This is a genomic window from Carboxylicivirga mesophila (genome assembly GCF_018271975.1).
Lineage (GTDB): Bacteria > Bacteroidota > Bacteroidia > Bacteroidales > Marinilabiliaceae > Carboxylicivirga > Carboxylicivirga mesophila.
On record NZ_JAGUCN010000010.1, the window covers coordinates 23,837 to 40,549 of the forward strand.

Annotated in this window: 13 protein-coding genes; 7 read left to right on the plus strand and 6 right to left on the minus strand. The window is 40.9% G+C overall.

Annotation, left to right across the window (positions count from 1 at the left end; translation table 11 throughout):
- Positions 1–214 precede the first annotated feature (214 nt).
- Both KEM09_RS09980 and KEM09_RS09985 read left to right on the plus strand, forming a co-directional pair.
- On the plus strand, positions 215–1,489 hold the full coding sequence (locus KEM09_RS09980; protein ID WP_212227987.1) for an ABC transporter permease: 1,275 nt from the start codon (positions 215–217) through the stop codon (positions 1,487–1,489).
- Positions 1,490–1,853: 364 nt separating this feature from the next.
- The gene (locus tag KEM09_RS09985; protein WP_212227989.1) at positions 1,854–2,588 is read left to right on the plus strand and encodes an outer membrane lipoprotein-sorting protein; all 735 of its coding nucleotides are present in this window, start codon (positions 1,854–1,856) and stop codon (positions 2,586–2,588) included.
- A gap of 182 nt (positions 2,589–2,770) precedes the next feature.
- Here KEM09_RS09985 and KEM09_RS09990 read toward each other — a convergent pair whose 3' ends face one another.
- On the minus strand, positions 2,771–3,859 hold the full coding sequence (locus KEM09_RS09990; protein WP_212227990.1) for a serine hydrolase domain-containing protein: 1,089 nt from the start codon (positions 3,857–3,859) through the stop codon (positions 2,771–2,773).
- 477 nt (positions 3,860–4,336) lie between these two features.
- Here KEM09_RS09990 and KEM09_RS09995 point away from each other — a divergent pair, with 477 nt between their 5' ends.
- Together KEM09_RS09995 and KEM09_RS10000 are read left to right on the plus strand one after the other, a co-directional pair.
- Positions 4,337–5,677 (plus strand): ammonium transporter, encoded by a 1,341-nt coding sequence (locus KEM09_RS09995; RefSeq protein WP_244824944.1) that lies wholly within the window; start codon positions 4,337–4,339, stop codon positions 5,675–5,677.
- Positions 5,678–5,860: 183 nt separating this feature from the next.
- Entirely contained in the window at positions 5,861–6,211 is a 351-nt protein-coding gene (locus KEM09_RS10000) for a P-II family nitrogen regulator (protein WP_212193013.1), read from the plus strand.
- Between the two features lie 97 nt (positions 6,212–6,308).
- Here KEM09_RS10000 and KEM09_RS10005 read toward each other — a convergent pair whose 3' ends face one another.
- Complete coding sequence (locus tag KEM09_RS10005) at positions 6,309–7,832, minus strand: DUF4301 family protein (protein ID WP_212227992.1); 1,524 nt, start codon at positions 7,830–7,832, stop codon at positions 6,309–6,311.
- Positions 7,833–8,117: 285 nt separating this feature from the next.
- On the opposite strand from KEM09_RS10005, the gene KEM09_RS10010 reads away from it, so the two are divergent.
- Complete coding sequence (locus KEM09_RS10010) at positions 8,118–9,335, plus strand: OmpP1/FadL family transporter (RefSeq protein WP_212227994.1); 1,218 nt, start codon at positions 8,118–8,120, stop codon at positions 9,333–9,335.
- 14 nt (positions 9,336–9,349) lie between these two features.
- A complete protein-coding gene (locus KEM09_RS10015; protein WP_212227996.1) occupies positions 9,350–10,708 on the plus strand; it encodes an SGNH/GDSL hydrolase family protein in 1,359 nt (452 codons plus the stop codon).
- 48 nt (positions 10,709–10,756) lie between these two features.
- Here the strand turns inward: KEM09_RS10015 and KEM09_RS10020 are convergent, their stop codons facing one another.
- The gene (locus KEM09_RS10020) at positions 10,757–11,575 is read right to left on the minus strand and encodes an aminotransferase class IV (protein ID WP_212227998.1); all 819 of its coding nucleotides are present in this window, start codon (positions 11,573–11,575) and stop codon (positions 10,757–10,759) included.
- Between the two features lie 162 nt (positions 11,576–11,737).
- On the opposite strand from KEM09_RS10020, the gene KEM09_RS10025 reads away from it, so the two are divergent.
- Entirely contained in the window at positions 11,738–12,202 is a 465-nt protein-coding gene (locus KEM09_RS10025) for an FKBP-type peptidyl-prolyl cis-trans isomerase (RefSeq protein WP_212228000.1), read from the plus strand.
- A gap of 7 nt (positions 12,203–12,209) precedes the next feature.
- Here the strand turns inward: KEM09_RS10025 and KEM09_RS10030 are convergent, their stop codons facing one another.
- The 3 genes from KEM09_RS10030 to KEM09_RS10040 form a co-directional block, all read right to left on the minus strand.
- Positions 12,210–13,592, minus strand: a complete 1,383-nt coding sequence (locus tag KEM09_RS10030; protein ID WP_212228002.1) for a TolC family protein — start codon at positions 13,590–13,592, stop codon at positions 12,210–12,212.
- An 82-nt stretch (positions 13,593–13,674) separates the two neighbouring features.
- Complete coding sequence (locus KEM09_RS10035; protein WP_212228004.1) at positions 13,675–15,048, minus strand: HlyD family secretion protein; 1,374 nt, start codon at positions 15,046–15,048, stop codon at positions 13,675–13,677.
- A 3-nt stretch (positions 15,049–15,051) separates the two neighbouring features.
- Positions 15,052–16,659, minus strand: a complete 1,608-nt coding sequence (locus KEM09_RS10040) for a peptidase domain-containing ABC transporter (RefSeq protein WP_212228006.1) — start codon at positions 16,657–16,659, stop codon at positions 15,052–15,054.
- Positions 16,660–16,713 lie beyond the last annotated feature (54 nt).

The following is a 16,713-nucleotide window of genomic DNA, read 5'->3' on the forward strand; positions in this document are numbered from 1 at the left end:
AATATAGATAGTACATTAGTAAAAGAACTGGTATGATTGAAATACAGTCTAGAGACCAATAAAATTAAAGTTGATTTTAAAAAGACGTTAGTTGTTTGATTATGTAGGAATAAGGTTTTGTTGAAATTAAATGTTTTGACATCATGTAAATCAGTCTCATTGCTCATATCTCACTACTCAAATCTTATTTTAACTACTGACTAATAAACGAATCATGATACAATTTTTAATCAAAGGTATATTACGCGATAAGAGCCGAAGTCTGCTGCCGGTAATAGTAGTCTCTTTGGGCGTGTTTCTGACCGTTTTTATGAGCGGATGGATGAAAGGTGTATTTGGCGATATGATTGACATGAATGCCAACTACACCATGGGTCATGTGAAGGTGATGAGCCGTGCCTATGCCGATAATGAGGCGCAGATACCAAATGATTTGGCATTGCTCGATGTGAGTGAGCTCATCAGCCGTTTGGAAGCCGATTATCCCGATATGGAATGGGTGCGACGCATTCAGTTTGGTGGACTCCTGGATGTGCCCGATGCCAATGGCGAAACAAGGGCACAGGGACCAGCCGCCGGACGCGCGGTTGACCTGTTAACACCCGGATCGAAAGAGGCAGAGCGCCTTAATATTCCTAAATCGATTGTTAAGGGGCGCTTACCTGAGCAGCAAGGTGAAGTGCTTATAAGCAACGAATTCGCCGAGCGTTTCGCGGTCAATATTGGCGATGATATTTCGGTGATGGGTTCAACCATGTATGGCAGTATGGTGGTGCCGACCTTCAAGGTGTGTGGGACCATTAATTTTGGCATGGCCATGCTCGATCGGGGTGCCATCATCATGGATATTACTGATGCCGAACAGGCCTTTGATATGATAGATGCCGCTGGTGAGGTGTTGGGCTACTGTAAATCAAACATATACGACGATGAGCTGGCTTTAGCAGTGCGCAACAGCTTCAACCTGAAGTACAATGATGAAAGCGATGAGTTTGCACCCCTTATGGTGCGATTGCGCGATGAGCCTTCGCTGAAACAGTACCTCAACATGGCTGATAACATGAGTGCCATGATGGTGATGATATTTGTAATTGCCATGTCCATTGTGCTTTGGAATACCGGGCTGCTGGGTGGTTTAAGGCGTTACACCGAGTATGGTGTGCGACTGGCATTGGGTGAGGAAAAAGGGCATATCTTCCGCACTATCATCTATGAGGCCATCATCATTGGCTCCATTGGTTCGGTGGTGGGGTCGGCACTGGGCATTGCAACATCTTATTACCTGCAGGAGAACGGTATCGATTTTAGTTCGATGATGGAAAACGTGACCATGATGATGCCTATGGTTTACCGCGCTAAGGTATCTCCCGAACTGTTTTACATTGGCTTTATACCGGGACTGCTGGCCATGACGCTGGGGAACGCCCTGGCCGGATACGCCATCTACAAGCGCAAAACAGCTCAGCTGTTTAAAGAGCTGGAGGTGTAAATCTATTAGGTGTTGGACTGAGGAATGCACGAATCGAGTTGAGGAGTGCAAAAACAGGGCTGAGGAACGCACGAATCGAGTTGAGGATCGCACGAACAGAGCTGAGGAACGCATGAATGGAGTTGAGGAGCGCATGAATGGAGTTGAGGAGCGCATGAACCGAGCTGAGGAGCTCAAGAAACGAGTGTAGGAACACAAGAATAGCCGGTAGGAATACACGACCCGAGGGTAGGAACGCATGATCCGAGTGTAGGAACACACGACCCGAGTTTAGGAATATATCAATCTCAGGCAGGCGTTAGTTTTTTGCATTAAATCAACTAACGTCTACTAACGAACAACTAGAAAACTAACATAAACACATATGACACGATTATTAACTCTATTGCTGATAGCCATTTTCGCCATACCAGTTAAAGCACAAACCGCCGATGAAATCATCCAAAAGATAGACGATAACATGTCGGCCGATACGCGCATTGTTGAGTCGAGCATGATCATTCATGGCCGTCGTAACAGCCGCACCATTACATCGGTAAGTTACACCATGGGCACTGAAAAGTCGTTTACCGAATACCTGTCTCCGGCGCGGGAGAAGGGTACAAAAATGCTTAAGCTCGATGACCGCCTGTGGACCTACTACCCGGCCAACGATCGCATCGTGCAGATTTCCGGTCACATGCTGCGCCAGTCATTAATGGGGTCTGACTTGTCCTATGAGGATATGATGGATGATCGTAAACTGTGTGATGTATATACACCGGTCATCGAATCTACCGAAACCATTGATGGACACAAAGTGTTTGTGCTAAAGCTTACTGCCAAGGTGGACGATGCAGCCTACTATTCGCGTAAGCTTTGGGTTGATGAAACCTATTTTTTACCTGTTAAAGAGGAGCTTTACGCCAAGAGTGGTCAGCTGCTAAAGCGCACAGTATTGAGTGATTTTAAACAGATAAAAGGCCGCTGGTACCCCATGAAGTTTAACTTTAAGGATGTGCTTAAGCAAGGTGACGGTACCGATTGGGAAATCAGCAGCATCAAGTTTGATGAGGAAATCCCTGATTACCTGTTTACCAAAGCGGCTCTGAAGCAGTAAAGCATCTGGCGAACTATCGGTTTGTATGTGCAACCTGGGCGGTCATCCAGATTGTTTCAAATATGAGTTGCGTTATTTTGCTCATCTTTTGAATCAATTTTTGATTGTATATGAGTTGTGTTGAGCAGCTCCTCCAGGTAGCCTTCAATTTATGCACACTGCACGGTGAGCGCAGTGTGGTGTTATTTCCTCTGGATTTCGTCAATAAAGAAGTTGGCAATCGTAATTGTCGGCTCGGCTGACCAATCGGCATCCAGATTGCCAAGCCAAATGACACTCAGTTCCAAATCGGGGTATAGCATAATGGCAGAGCAGCCGCCCGTAATGCCCCCGAGGTGGCCATATAGTCTGTTACCGTGCTCATCTTTGGTTACCACCCACCCAAATCCTGTATCACTTTCGTTTTCGCCACTGTACTTGTAGGGTGTAAATAGTAATTGTTGGCTGTTATTATTCAAATAAGTACCATATTGAAGTTCATTACATATTTTAGTCAGATCCTCGGCACAGGAAAGTATACCTCCTGAAGGTATTTTGTAACGGTTGTCGAAAAAGTGCGCATTAATAATTTCGCCTTTGGTGTTTAATTCATAGCCTGATGTACGATTAGGTATTATTTGATACGGATGGTCTGCTATAGAATTATTCATGTTCAATGGTACAAAAAGAGAGTCTTTTAGTAGTTTTTCGAATTTTAGGTTTGTCTGTTTTTCAATATAGGCTGCCGCAATATTGTACCCATAGCTTGAATAGTGGAACTTATGACCAGGCGCAAACAAAAGCGAATCATCTTTCAGGATGTTTAAGCCTGTTTGAATACTGTGATGGAAGTTAATACCCGAGGTGTCTTTGGGTAAATAATGCCTGATGCCAGCAGCATGGCAAAATAATTGCCTCACAGTAAACGACTCCGGGATATGCTGAAAACATGCAAGTTTATCGTTGACGGCTTGGTCAATGTCCACAATTCTGTTTTGGTATAGACGGGCTGTTAGAACTGCTGATACGGACTTAGATACGCTTGCAATCCTAAATTTGGTCTCTGGATGAACCGGAGTACTTTGCTCCAGATTCGAATAGCCAAAGCTTTGTGACCAAACTAAGCTGCCTTTGTGTGATACGGCTATCTGCATTCCGGGAACTTTATGTGATTCCATAAAGCCTTCGATGTAGGAATGAGATCTTTCGATGGAAACACTAAAATTGCCAGTTTGATTATTAGAACACGATAGAAGTAGAGTTAGGGCTATAAAAATAATTGGCTTGTTCATTTATGTCTGTGTTTCTTATGTTTTAAACTATTTCTTGGGTATACGCTTCATAAAACCGATAGCCATTATTGGTAAATCACTACTAATTTATGATTTTGTTTGATATGTCGGTGTTTTCGGTTTCATAATATTTTGCTGATGAGTGCTATCTGTTAAGCTGGTTTTTGATAGATGAAGGATGTGTATAATTTGAATGAAGGGTGTAATAAAATGGGGTCAACATCTTATAAAAGCAATTAAATGCATGTTATATGGTTTTAATATGGGGTTATAAAATAAAAAATACTAATAATTTGTAATAACACCCCATATTTATATATTTGTATCCGAAAACTGATAAATGTCATAATTATTCTGACAAGGGGAATTGGTATTGCATGTTTGGTATTTAACATTGTATATCCTAATTGAGCAGATTAAAGTTGGATTTTGACCAATCGAACTGGGCATTGAATCAATAATCTTTATCACATTATTATGAAATTAAATCTTAGACTGAAAAAAAGAATGTTGGCAACCCTGGCAATTATAATGGGGTTAGGAGGACTGATGGAGTTAAGTGCGCAACCCGGTGTTGATTCTGGTGCCACGGCCTGGATGATCACCTCTACAGCTTTGGTATTACTCATGGTTCCTGGTCTGGCCATGTTTTACGGTGGACTGGTGCGCTCAAAAAATGTGTTGGGTACCATGATGCATAGTTTTGCTGCTATGGGCGTCATGAGTGTGCTTTGGGTAACAGTTAGTTATAGCATGTGTTTTGGAAGCAGTGTGCTGGGTGGCTGGTTTGGCTGGAATTCAGATTACGTGTTTTTGCAAGGCATCGATGAAACAATTATGGAAGGTGGCGTACCCGAATATGTATTTTCCATGTTTCAGGGGAAATTTGCCATCATTACACCAGCTTTAATAGCAGGGGCATTTGCCGAAAGAGTGAAATTCAGAGGTTACCTGGTGTTTATTACCTTATGGGGACTACTGGTATATAATCCATTGTGTCACTGGGTGTGGGCCGAAGATGGCTTCTTGTTTAATATGGGTGCCGATGGTGCAATTGACTTTGCCGGTGGTACGGTGGTGCATATTTCTGCTGGTGTAAGTGGATTGGTGGCAGCTATCTACCTGGGGGCTCGTCGTGGTTATCCTCACCGTCAGATGCGTCCCAATAACCTGGTGATGGTGATGATGGGTGTTGGCCTGCTATGGGTTGGCTGGTTTGGTTTCAACGCGGGTAGTAGTGTATCAAGTGGATTGAGTACAGCTCAGGCATTAACTGCAACTCAAGTGGCTGCCGCAGCTGGAGCTTTAACATGGATATTAATTGAAGGATTCCATCAGGGTAAAATGACCGCACTGGGTTTTGCTTCAGGTATATTATCTGGTTTGGTAGCTGTTACACCAGCGGCTGGTGTCGTACAGCCTTTAGGAGCCATGGTTTTAGGTGCCCTGGCGACTGTTATTTGTTACCTAATGCTCATTGTTAAAGATAAACTTGGCTACGATGATTCATTGGATGCCTTTGGGATTCATGGAGTAGGGGGTATTGTTGGTGCGATTGCCTTAACCTTTTTTATACGGGATAGCTGGATGGCTAATGCTGCTGAAGCTGCCGGAGGAAGCTGGAGTATCTGGCAACAGTTAGGTGTGCAGGTAGCAGCTGTGGCTATAGCAATGGCCTACTCAATTGTCTTAACCCTGATTATATTGGTGGTAGTTGAAAAACTGTTTCGCCTTAAGTCAACACCTGAAGAGGAGATGCAGGGATTAGACCATGCTTACCATGGAGAACGCGGTTATGGCATGTTAAATCCTAATTAATTAACTTATCACTTTAAGTATTGAGTTAATAAGTTGGCAGGCAGATCAGCCGCTTTGCAACCAACAAGAATAAACTATTAAAGACATGAAACGAACTAGTAAATTTTAAATAAAGGGCAAATAAGTGTTTGATTAAAATTTACTTGCGAGTTCCATCTGACAACAAAAAGTAAAATTACACAGATGAAATTAATAACTGCTATTATACGTTCATACCAGCTTGATCAGGTTCGAGAGAGCCTTATAGCTGCCGGTATTACCAGAATTACAGTCAGTCGGGTGTCGGGCCATGGCGCTCAAAAGCGAGAAGAAGTTTACCGTGGTAAAAAAGTAATTCCATCACTTATTCCTAAAATGCGTGTGGAAATTGCTGTCAATGATGAATTTGTTGATACAACCGTTAATGCCATCATCGAAGGGGCAAAATCGGTAAGCGAGGTAGAGGGAGAAATTGGTGATGGTAAGATTTTTATAACACCATTAGAGGAGTGCATCCGAATAAGAACCGGTGAAAAAGGTAGTAATGCTATTTAATGAAACTATGGAAGTTCTTCCATAATAACTCCAAATCTATGAAGCGAAAATCCCTCTTCACATTGTGAAGAGGGATTTTTTATTGAATAGTAAATGGTTACTTCTCAGGTTGATGTTGAGGCCTTAATAAGTCCATGACCGTTTTAACAGGATTAAATGTGCTGATGGGTACTTCTACGAAAAATGTCAGCCAATGTGCCATTGCACCATTCCACAAACCTGGCAGTTCAAGTGCTTTAAGTGCATTTCCGTTCTGTGTTTTTTCAGAAATAAAACCGGTCTCAGGATCAACGAACTTCGTCAGGTCAAACTTTTGCCCTTTGTAATCTTTGGTGTAGCACACCAGATCTACGGGGTTGAAGTGCGTGCTGGCTTTTAATATGGCTTGCTGTTCGGCATTGTTGGGATCTATTTGTGCTCCCTCCACAATCTGCAGGTTTATACTGTCATCCTTTTGTTTTACCCAGAATGGACCTCCGCCAGGTTCGCCTTCATTTTTAACCATGCCACAAACACGTATAGGACGGTTGAGTTTATCTAATAGTAAGGAACGCTTCTCGTCATTAGATAATTGTTCAATGGCCGAACGTTCCATTTGCAGGTCATTCACCAGAAAGTCAACTCCCGCATCCGTGGCCTCGTCAGATGACTGATCTAGTCCTTTGAGTATATCAGATATCTGTGCTTGTTTATCCAATACAATACCGGCCAGTACTTGCTTATATGCAACCGTATCGCTTTGTAAATGCTCAGGTACCACGTTATCAATGTTTTTAATAAAAACAAGTTCTTCCTGCAGATCATTCAGGTTTTCAATGAGTGCCCCATGCCCGCCAGGCCTGAAGAGTAGTTGTCCATCATCATTTCTGAATGGTGTATTGTCAGGATTGACGGCAATTGTATCAGTGGATGGTTTTTGAAATGAGAAACTCACATCAAATTTGACACTAAACTGCGCTTCTATTTGTTCCTTACCTGCGTCAAGCTGCTGTTTAAAAAGCTCCTCGTGTTCAGGACTAATGGTGAAATGTGTTTTGGCTTTATCGTTTACTTTTGCATACTGTGCCGCTTCCTTCAGATGTTCTTCCAAAGGAGTCAGTGCCGACTCAGTACCCATGTGAAACTTCAGCAGGCCTTTGGGCAGGCTGCCATAATTCAATCCCTTGCCAAGTAAAAGATGTTCTACTACTTGTGTAGCTAACTTTGTGTCAATGTGTTTGGTATCTATTCTTTTTTGCAAAGCTTTTTCAAGATCATCGATAAAGGCAAATTGACGAATGTGCGCAAAAAAAGCATCATATGGTGCTTGCTGCATCATCACGTCTTTTTGTTCTTCATTCGCATTTAGAAACTCAAAAAGAGCCTTAAACATGCGGGTAGCTGCTCCTGATGCAGGTACAAACTTGATTGTCTTCAAGCCATCATTCAGAGCCTTATTATATAAATTGATATAACGCTCATGATCTTTTGCAGAAGCTTGAATGATTCCATCGTCAATGGTTGCTGCTTTACGCAACTGAGCAAAAGCAAATCCATTTTTGAAATGCTCCAGTTGTTGCTCAATAAGCTTAATATCTATTCCTTTTTTGTTGATTTGTTCAAGGTCGTTTTTCGTAAACATGTGGTTGAATTTTAAAGATACGTAATAATAAGTTTTTTCAATGTTGATAACAAATCAAGGCCGTTAAATTAAGGTCAATATCCTTAACTAATTTGAGCTGGAATGCCTAATACCTATCCGTTATTTCTCTGAAATTTAAAGGTTAGGATAGTAGACTAATGGAACAAAAGAACAAAAAGTTCAAATGTACTGATAATCAATTATTTAAATGTTTAGATATTTAAAAAATAAGGCTATCTTCGCCCTGTTAAAATTTCTTAAAAAGTATTCACTAATCATTCTTTTATGAAGAGAATCGGATTATTCTGTGGGTTACTTATGCTTAGTTTTCAGCTATTTGCTGAAGGTTATCAGGTAAACCTGCAAGGCAACCGGCAAACTGGGATGGGACATACCGGAGCCGGATTAATTATGGGCGCCTCAAGCATGCACTTTAACCCAGGCGCATTAAGTTTGATGGATAAAAAGTATGATTTTTCATTGGGCGGTAGTTTTATTTTTTCTAAAAATACGTTCCACAAACAAAGTCCATCAATGTATGAAGCTAAATCGGATAACCCAATGGGAACACCATTTTACTTCTATGGAGCAACAAAAATAAATGATAAGCTGGCAGCCGGACTGGCGGTCACCACTCCTTATGGTAATTCACTTAATTGGGGTGACGATTGGGATGGTAAGTACCTTATTCAGGATATTTCTTTACGTGCTATTTTTATTCAGCCTACCATTGCGTATAAAATTACTGATAAACTTGGTTTGGGTGTTGGTTTTATGGCCGTAAATGGTGATGTTGACTTAAACAAAGCACTGCCTGCCCAGTCGGCCGATGGTGTGGCAAGTGTTAATATTTCTGGTAATACCTGGGCATTTGGCTTTAATGCTGGTCTTTCTTTCCAGGCAAATGAGCAATTGTCGTTTGGACTAAGCTACCGCTCAAAGGTGATGGTTGAATTAGATGAGGGAGATGCTGATTTTACAGTGCCACCATCGCTTGGAGGATTATATCCCGATACCAAGTTTCAGTCTGAACTACCGATGCCTGCCAATATTACTTTTGGTGTAGGTTATCAGGTGAATGAGAAACTATTATTGGCCGTGGACCTGCAATATGTTGAGTGGTCGGCCTACGAAAGTTTGAATTTCGACTTTGAAGCTGAAACAGTGCCAGATTCGCATAACCAACGTGATTTTGAAAACACCATGATATACCGCCTGGGAGCTGAGTATACCCTAAATGAGAAGTTTCAGTTCAGAGGGGGTGTGTATTACGACAGTACGCCAATTCCCGAAGATTTGCTGACACCCGAAACACCTGGTACCAACAAAATTGGTATGTCATTAGGTTGTGGTTATCACATTAACGATAAGCTATCGCTGGATGCTTCATTACTTTATATCCATGGTACCAAGCGTGAAGATGGCTACGCACCAACCAATTTTTACGGAACTTACTACTCAAATGCAGTAATTCCTGGTATTGGTATTAATTATTCATTCTAAAAAAAGTCGGAGTAATGATGAAAAAGAATATATATCAATATATGCTGCTGGCAATGGTAGTGCTTTTGGCTGCTTGTGAGCCAAAAGTAGACGACTTTAACCCCTCAAAGGGAACAGCAGATTTTACTAAATTTATAGCTATTGGAGATTCTTACACCGCAGGATATACCGATGGTGCTTTGGGGCTAAGAGGACAACAGGAAAGCTTCAGTTACATATTAGGACAACAACTGATGTATGTGGGCAATGAATCATATCATCAACCATTGGTTCAGGCTGAAGGAAGTGTTGGTACTACCGTTATTGATGCACAAGGTACTTTAAACGGTTACTTTGAGCTAAAAGTAACAGAAAGGGGATTATCTCCTGTACCTTCAGTTGGTAATGTGGCCATTTTAGCTGAAGATGCCTATGATGAAGATAATCAGAATTTTGGTGTTCCAGGAGCAAAGGTAACTCATTTAGTTGCCGCTGGTTATGCTCAGGCTAATCCGTTTTTTGCTCGATTTGCCAGTTCAGATGTGACACATGTTTTGGGAGATGCTGCTACAGCAAATCCAACATTCTTTAGCTGTTGGTTAGCCGGAAATGATGTATTATCGTTTGCTTTAGCTGGCGGTGTTGGCGGAATTGGCAATGGCGTAACTGACATTACCGATGCTGCAACCTTTGAATCTGCTTTAGCAGCAGTATTAAATACTTTAACAGCAAAAGGAGCAAAAGGTGTTGTTGGCAATATACCAGATGTGTCATCCATCCCTTTCTTTACAACTGTTCCTTATAATGCATTTGTAATTGATGCTGCAACAGCCGCAGCTTTAAATGCTAAATATGCAGATTACAATGCCGCAGCAGAGTCTGTAGGGTTGCCCCAAATGGTTTTTGCAGAAGGACCTAATGCTTTTGTGATTTACGATGAATCAATCCCGGCACAACTTGGGCATAGAAGACAGGCGACAGCAGAAGACAGACTGTTACTGACCGCTCAGTCTGAGGCTTTAAGCTGGGGACCGACAAGTGATCCGATTTTAGGTAATGAATTTGTATTGACAAAAGATGAGCTAAGTATGATAAGTACGGCCACTAATCAGTTTAATGCGATAAGTAAAGAACTGGCAGATGGTTTTGGTTTAGCTTTCTTTGATGCTAATGCATTAATGAAGGAGTTAAGCACAAAAGGTATTATTATTGACGGACATCACTATACTGGAACTTTTGTGACAGGAGGTATATTTTCTTTAGACGGTATTCATGCAACGGGTCGTGGTTCGGCTATCATTGCCAATGCCATGATTGATGCTATAAATGATACATACGGCTCTACTGTGCCACGTGCCAATATTAACGATTACGATATGGTAAAATTTCCTTAATGGGAATTGATATATGAGTGGTAAAAAGGAGGGGTAACCCTCCTTTTTTTATTTTAACCGGGCAGCAATATCTTTTTCCAGTTCAACTCTAAGTTGCTGCAATAACGGGTGATTCACTTTCAGACTGTATTCGCCAATTTGATTAACGGGCAGCAGACGGGGAGATGTTCCGCTGATAAATGCGGCTTCCATTTTACTAATATCCTCAACAGGCAGGCATCTGTATTCCAGAGATAAGCCTAAAGCCTCAATAATAGATATGATATGCTGGCGCATTATCCCGGGAAGCACAACTGAATCATCAGCAGTAATGAGCGTATTACCATTAATAAAAAACAGGTTGGAACGACTACCTTCTGTCAGGCAATTATCACTATTCACCAGCAGCGTTTCGTATACATGCCGTTGTTCTATAATGGTATTGGCTTTGCCTCTAACATCAGGGTTGTAGATTTTGGCGTTGGGGTGGTGACGCTCAGAAAACTGGAGGGAACACTTAATGCCTTTTTGCCTTTGCTCTTCAGTAGGGTAACTGCTTGGTATGAAATAGGCCATAAAAACCTGCTCGCCGTCGGGCATAAACCTGAAATCGAGCTTTACATTGCCATCTGAAATATTGTTGGCTGCATAAAGCATTTTTAGCCGGTTGCTTAGCTGACTGATGCGAATGATTGGTTGCTTGTTGGCAATTTTAAGGCTGTTCTCCAGACGCTTAAGGTGCTCTTCAATAAACAGGGGCATATTGTTCTGAATGCGAAATACCTCATAAATGCACACTTCTTCGTCGGTGATAGCGCTGTTGAAAAAGTTCACCGACTTAAGTGTTCTGTCCATCAGGAAATATTGTCCTAGTATAACAGATTGCATTGAATATGAGGTATGGTTATAAACGAAGATGAAGATAGACATTTTTTTATACTTCTGACCTATATGGTGAATTATTAGTCAGTTGTAAGAAATAGCTAGCGTCAAGGCTCATCTAAATAAATATGTGATAATTTAGGGGTGTGAATATATAATCTCGATTCAATGAAGAACTTTACAATTCTAGTACTTTTTATGGCATTCGTCATAGCCTCTTGCCAGTACGGGGGTACTGCTTCATCTAATAAGCAAACAAACGACACTATTCAAACGGCCAGTGGGTTAAAGTATTTGTATCTTAAAAAAGGCGATGGACCAAGGATTGTATCAGGAGCAAGGGTAGGAACCTATTTAAGCCTGATGGTGGATGATTCAGTTGTTTGGAACACTAATGAATTGCCTGATTCACTTTTTACGTTTATAGCTGATTCTACACGTTTGATTAAAGGATTTACAGAAGTGTCGATGCTGCTTCGTGAAGGCGATGAGATAATTGCTGTATTGCCTGATTCGCTGGCTTATGGAGCTATGGGTGCAGGAGATGTTATTCCGCCCCATGCAACTTTGGTTTATGATCAGTTTAAGGTGGTGAGTGTTATTTTGCCTGATAGTGCACAAGTCATAGATTGATAAAAGTTTAAGGTAAGCTGGTTAATGATTCGTCACTAATCAATTGATTGGAGTAATACAAATAGTTGAGCAGTTCCAGCTGATATTTGATGTAAGCTTCGGCCAACTTTAGTCTGCTGCCTATGTATTTCTCCTGTCTTTTGTTCAGCATAAAAACAGAGCTCTCGCCGTATTTAAACTTTTCGGCTTCACCATCCATCAATTGTTTGTAGTTAATGGCATTTGTTTCGTTAATGTCTATTTGCTGTTGTAACACCGATTGCTGTAACCAACTAGCTTCGGCCTTATTTAATAATTCATTTTGTTTGTAGTTTAAATCCAGTTGTAGCTCCTGAAGCTTTAGTTTTCCCATCTTTACTTCAGCGCGTTCCGAACGCAGCAATAATGGCATTGAAAAGCCCACGCCTATTTTGTAATTGGCAATGTCAAAACTATGAATCGCCATGTTATCTGAAGTTGTCAGAAGAGGGTTGTATTTCACCTTTAATTTAGGCTTCAGCTTTTCACGCTTCAGTCGCTGTTCAATCTCGGTTATAGATAGCTTGTTGATAGAGGCTTGTATAGCAGGGTGATTGTGAATGAGCGCACTGTCGTAACGTACAACCTGGTGACGATAAAGCTCTCTGTAGTGTTCAGGAAGAGTGTTCGATTGCAAAGTAAGAGCTTCGTTGTTATACCATAAATAGTTTTCTACCGACTGTCTGGATTTAATCAGGTATATCTCATTTTTGTTGAACAGACTAATGGCTTCCTGGTATAAAATGTGTGCTTCAAGTGTATCCATTGAAGTTTTTTCCCCCTGCAGGTACGATTCACGGGTGTTAGTATAATAATCGTAAGCGATGGTGATGTTTTCACTCAAAACATCCATGAAAGAGTGGTACAATTGCCAGGTATGGTAAGTGTACATTGCATTGTACAGAAGGTCGTTGAGTAAGGTGTTTTGCTCATTAAGTGAAAGGTTCTGAAATTCTTTGGCCTGACGGATAGCAGTGTTTCGTTCATTAACCAATAAACCATTCAGTACATTAATTTCAATGCCTAAATGCCATAAGCCATATTCATCAGTGGTATTTTCTGGATTGAGATAATCACCTTTTGTGTTTTCATATCCGCCAACAATAGTAACACCTGTGGATGTAGGAAACCTTAGGCGACTTTGAAACTTCTCATAGTAAAGTTTATCATTCAGGTTTTTTTTATCCCAATCAGCATCGAGTGTAGGGTCGGTGCTGCCTTTGGCTTTCATTAAAGCGGCTTCGGCATAAGATGGCTTAAGCTTAGCTTTTTGGGCAACCGGGTGATAGAGTAATATATTGGTAATGTAATCATCGTAACTAAGTACCAGGCTATCTGATTGTGCCGAGGCGCGTATACCTGTCAGACTCATTACTAGAAGAATGCAAATGTGTATTATGTATTTCGTTGTATTCAACTTGCCGTTGTTTTGTATGATGTCACTTAATTATGGTTTATTTAATTGATTTAATAGGAGCTTTCAGTTTAACCTCCTCTTTATCAACTCCTGATTGGTAAAAATCGGGTGGGAAGCCGTTTAGCTGGCGCCATAATTCATACCATACAGGTACCTTGTTTAGGAGCAGGAAAGCTTCGGTTCCGGCACCAACTCTCAATTGCTCGGGCCAGGGTCTGTCAGCTACTTCAGGGCTAATGAGTACCCGGTAATGGCCATTGTCGCTAATGTACTGATCGATGGCCACTATGGTACCATTAAATACGCCGGTTGATGATTGAGGCCATCCGCTGATAACAATGGCCGGCCATCCGTCAAAGCGCAGGCGTGCACTATTACCCACATGTAATAGCGGAAGATCATTAGGCTTAAGATATACTTCAACAGCAAGGTCATAATTATCGGGCACAATGATAGCGATGTCACTGCCTTCTTTTATTGTTTCGCCAATTCCTTTTCTTAATATTTTTGTGACATAACCAGATTGAGGCGCCGTGAGGTAATAGTATTGCTGGCGCATGCTGTAATTACTTATTGTGCTCTTAAGTTTGGCAATTGTAGCTTCGTTCTCCATCTTGGCCGAAATAGCCGATTGCAGGTCCGATTGTGATTTAGCCAGCTTATCGGTATACTCCTGTTCAATGGCCAATAATTCAATGGTGAGAATACCCACAGTGTTTTGCTGGTTAATCCACTTATTTTGTTGCACACTTACCTTTGCCTCTGCTTCTTGTTTTTTGTACTGTTTTTCCTGCAATTCAGATAAGGTCTTCAATCCTTTATCATACAGTTCCTTTGTTCGGCTATACTGGTTAACAGCTATTGCCAGGTTATTGCGAAATACTTCGAGATCGATGCTGTCCATTGAAGACTTGTTTCGTTCTTGCGCCAGCTTTTGAAGCGTTTGCTGACGTTTAAGTGCCAGACCTTCATCAAGTGCTCTGTATTGCTTTTTTAGTGCTTCAATTTTACTGTCGTATGAAGTCCTGCTTTGGTTCTTCGCTTCAAGTTGTTCGGTTGTATTGGCTATCAGATTAGGATCGAAGTATTCGGCTTTTACTTCAGAAATATGCAATATGGTATCGCCTTGATTAACAAAGTCACCTTCGCGCACAAACCATTCTTCAATACGACCTGATATGACAGATTGTATGGCCTGAGGATGTTGTTCGGGCTGACGGGTTGTTACATAGCCCTTAGTACTTATATTTTGTGTCCACGGAAGAAACAGGCCAATTAGCAATACCACAAAACAGCCCAGCATCACATATATAGGAGCTTGCTTAACCTGGCATTTCAGAATGATCTGATAGGATTTAAACTGGCTCAGTTCAATATCATTTTTAACACTATTATTTGAGATATCTAGCATGTCCTATTGTCCTATTTGGTTTAAGTCAATAATTCTTTCACATTTCTCTTTCCAATAATTGAAGTCTGATACCACAAGTACCGTACAGTTAAACTCTTTTGAGGTCAGGTAATCAATGATTCTTATTTTTTCATCTTCCTCAATAAACTGCAAAGGTTCTTCAAGTAACAATAACCTGGGTTTATGAATTAATATACGGGCTATCTGTATCTTCTGAATAACACCGCGGGGAAGCCTGCGCCCACCACTGTCGATGATGGAATCAATACCATATGATTGTCTTCTCAGAAACTCATCTAAATGCAGAAAACGCAGGGTTTTATCTAGAGCTTCATCGGGCAGGTCTCGCCCCATCAAAATATTATCTCTGATGCTTCCTTCAAACAGTTGATTGGTGGGCAGCCCAACACCAATAGATGAGAAATAATCATCACGTTTATAGTGCGATATAGGTACATTATCTATCAGTAGTTCGCCTTCAGTTGAGTTAAACAACCCGGAGATTAACTTTGTTAAAATCGTTTTGCCACTACCTGAAGTGCCGTAAAGAACCACTTTTTCGTTGGCTGCAATGTCAAAGGAAATATTGTTCAGAACTTTTATATCTTCGCCTGGAAATGATAAGGAAATGTTTCGGGCCTTAACAGACAGTCCTGTTGAGTTATTAATGGTGGATGTTCCTTTATTCTCATCCAGTTTTAGATCACTTACGTAGCCTATTTTTTCAAGGGCTGTCAGTACATCATAGATGGTTTCTATCACGCGTATCACCTTTTCAACCGAATTGATTATAAGAATGATAATGATTTCGGCTGCAACAAACTGGCCAAGATTGATTTTTTCCTGAAAGACCAGAATGCCTCCCAGTATTAGTAAGCTGGCAGCTACAGTAAGTTTAAAACCAATGAATAACCAAAATTGCTGCAACAGCACACGGAAATGACTTTGGCGACATTCTAAGTAGCTACTAACAATATCGTCTGTTTTGTCGAGGTGTAGTTTGTTTTTATTGAATATTTTAAAGGTGGCATTGGTTCTTGCAATTTCTTCTAGCCAGTGGGCAATTTTATACTTGTATTTGCTTTCTTGCAAACTGGTATCCAATCCTTTTCGACCGGTTATTTTATATATGATCCAGATTATAACTGCCAGGATAAATCCCAGGATAATAAAATAGGAACTATATATAGTTAACAGGATCAGGCCAAAGAATATTTGGAAAATGGCCATTGAAAAATCAATCAAAATTTTAGGAAGACCTTTCTGAATCGTTAAAGTATCAAAGAAGCGATTGACAAGCTCCGGCGCATGTACTTTGTCTAGTTGAAGAAATGCTATGCGCGGAAATCGAAATGCAAATTCGAACGCAGAGCGGGCAAAAACATCCTGCTGAATATTTTCAACCAGCCGTAACTGGAAAATTTGCAAGATACCTGTAAGTGCCATGCCTACCAGCACAAATCCAACCAGTACTATCCAAGTTGATGTTAGTTCGCCAGTTTGTAATGAGTTGATTATTGCTTGTATACCAACCGGTAAAGTCAGGTTAATGATTCCAATAAAAAAAGCATACAAGTATATCTGTTTTAGTACTGAATTATACTTCTTCAATAAATTCCAGAGCCGTTTTGTCGGTTGTAAAATCATCTGCGGTCTTATTACGTC